Origin of the sequence: Burkholderia sp. Se-20378 (assembly GCF_017104665.1) — a bacterium.
Taxonomy (GTDB): domain Bacteria; phylum Pseudomonadota; class Gammaproteobacteria; order Burkholderiales; family Burkholderiaceae; genus Burkholderia; species Burkholderia lata.
On sequence record NZ_JAAGPG010000881.1, the window covers coordinates 1 to 2,113 of the forward strand.

A 2,113-nucleotide genomic window follows, 5' to 3' on the forward strand; every position below is an offset into this window, starting at 1 on the left:
TCACGCGTCGGTGGTCGCCCATTTCGATTCGGGCGAAACGCTGCTGGGCGACGCGATGCTGGATTTCTTCAGCGTCTGCGCATGACCGCCCGCCGATCGGCTCATCCAACCGGAGACTCCCGCATGTCCGCCTTCGCCACGCCGCGCGTGTTCGCGCCTGTCCTCACGCCGTTTCGCGCCGACGGGTCGATCGACGCGCCGCGCTTCGTCGCGTTCTGCCGCTGGCTCGTCGGGCAGGGCGCGGGCCTCGCGCCGTTCGGCACCAACAGCGAGGCGAACTCGCTGAGTGCCACCGAGCGCTGCATGCTGCTCGACCGGATCGCGGCCGCCGACATCGATCCCGCGCAGGTATTGCCCGGCACCGGCGCGTGCGCGCTGCCGGACGCGATCGCGCTGACGCGCCACGCGGTGGAGGCCGGCTGCGCGGGCGTGCTGATGCTGCCGCCGTTCTTCTACCAGGGTGTCAGCGACGACGGCTTGTTCGCGTATTACGCGGGCGTGATCGACGCGGTCGGCTCGGACCGGCTGCGCGTGCTGCTGTATCACATCCCGCAACTGACGGGCGTGCCGATCACGCACACGCTGATCGAGCGGCTGGTCGCTGCGTATCCGCGCACGGTGGTCGGCATCAAGGACAGTTCGGGCGACTGGGCGAACACGGTGACGATGCTCGAACGCTTTCCGGGCTTCGCGGTGTTCCCCGCGTCGGAGGCGCTGCTCGGGCGTGCGCTGCCGCTGGGTGCGGCCGGCTGCATCTCGGCAACCGCGAACCTGCAGCCGCACGCGATCGCGCAATTGCTCGCGGCGCCGACGGCCGTCGAACGCGCGACGTGGGAAGGGCGTGTATCGACCGTGCGCACCGCGTTGCAATCGCCGTCGATGATTGCCGCGCTGAAGGCCGTGGTCGCGCATTTCACGGGGCACGGCGACTGGGCGCGCGTGCGCGCGCCGCTGACACCTCATGCACCGGCCGACGTGCGCGCACTGCTCGCGCAGCTCGACGCACTCGGCTTCACGATGCCGTCGATCGACGAGGCACGTGCATGACGCGGCTCAACGCAATGCGCGGCCGCGCCGGGGTGCCGTCAGATCGATTCGCGCTCGTTGCGCTGGCGCTTGAGCCGGCCGAGCACGACGATCGACAGGCGCGCGGTGTGGTCGCGCATCGCGTTGTACGCGCGCTCGGGTTCGGCGGCGAGGATCGCATCGACGATCTCGCGGTGCTCGTCGGTGGCGGCCTCGAAACGCTTCGGCGACGCGGGCTGCGCCGCGCGAAAGCCCGCGAGGCGCTGCCGCTGCACCGCGATGATCGACGCGAGCGACTTGCTTTGCGCGCCCTTGCAGATCAGTTCGTGGAATTCGCGATTGAGCTGGAAGTACTCGGCCTCGTCGCCGCGCGCGATCGCCTCGTTCATCTCGACCTGCAGCTCCTCGAGCTGCTTCTTCTCGACGACGCTCATTCGCTGCGCGCTGAGCCGGCAGCACAGCGCCTCGAGCTCGCACATCGCTTCGAGCATGTCGGCGAGTTCGTCGAGGCTGAATTGCGCGACCACCACGCCCTTGCGCGGCGTCAGCTCGACCATCCCTCGCGCGGCCAGCTCGCGCAGCGCTTCGCGGATCGGCGTGCGCGACGCGTTGAACCGCTCGGCAAGCGCGATTTCCTCGAGCTTCTGGCCCGGTTCGAGCGTGCCGTCGATGATCTCGTCGAACAGCAGGCGATAGATCTTGGAAGAGAGCGTGGTCATCGTGTCGTGTGTGGTGTGGACAGCGCCGGCGGCCGCACCTGCCGGCCGGGAACCGCGCGAAAAGGCGTGGCCGCAGGGCCGGCCCATTATGCGCCAGCCGCCGGGGCCGCTCAATTTGCGGGGCGCGGCGCCGGACCGGACCCGCCGCGCAGTGTACGCGGAATTCGTTTCCGACCCGATAGGAGTATACGAGAAATATCAAATGAATACACGAGTGATTTATTGTATACGCGTCACTCGTCCCCGCCTGACGACGACAAAAGAGGACAACCGTGATCTGGTTCGGTATCGCAACGTATGAACTGAATGGCCGCGTCGCGGCAGGGCTCGCGATGGAGGGCGCGCTGTACGACGCGCAGGCCGTGCTG

The 2,113-nt window shown here is 68.3% G+C and carries 2 protein-coding genes; one reads left to right on the forward strand and one right to left on the reverse strand.

All coding sequences use genetic code 11. The features are described 5' to 3' along the window. Positions 1-123 precede the first annotated feature (123 nt). A complete protein-coding gene (locus G3N93_RS38540) occupies positions 124-1,047 on the forward strand; it encodes a dihydrodipicolinate synthase family protein (RefSeq protein WP_206135384.1) in 924 nt (307 codons plus the stop codon). Positions 1,048-1,085: 38 nt separating this feature from the next. Here G3N93_RS38540 and G3N93_RS38545 read toward each other — a convergent pair whose 3' ends face one another. Beyond that, positions 1,086-1,745 (reverse strand): GntR family transcriptional regulator, encoded by a 660-nt coding sequence (locus G3N93_RS38545; protein ID WP_041492519.1) that lies wholly within the window; start codon positions 1,743-1,745, stop codon positions 1,086-1,088. Between the last annotated feature and the right edge of the window lie 368 nt (positions 1,746-2,113).

Bases quoted from the DNA above. Each gene is read 5' to 3' on its own strand.
- G3N93_RS38540 (WP_206135384.1), top strand. From the start codon at position 124: ATGTCCGCCTTCGCCACGCCGCGCGTGTTCGCGCCTGTCCTCACGCCG.
- G3N93_RS38545 (WP_041492519.1), bottom strand. From the start codon at position 1,745: ATGACCACGCTCTCTTCCAAGATCTATCGCCTGCTGTTCGACGAGATC.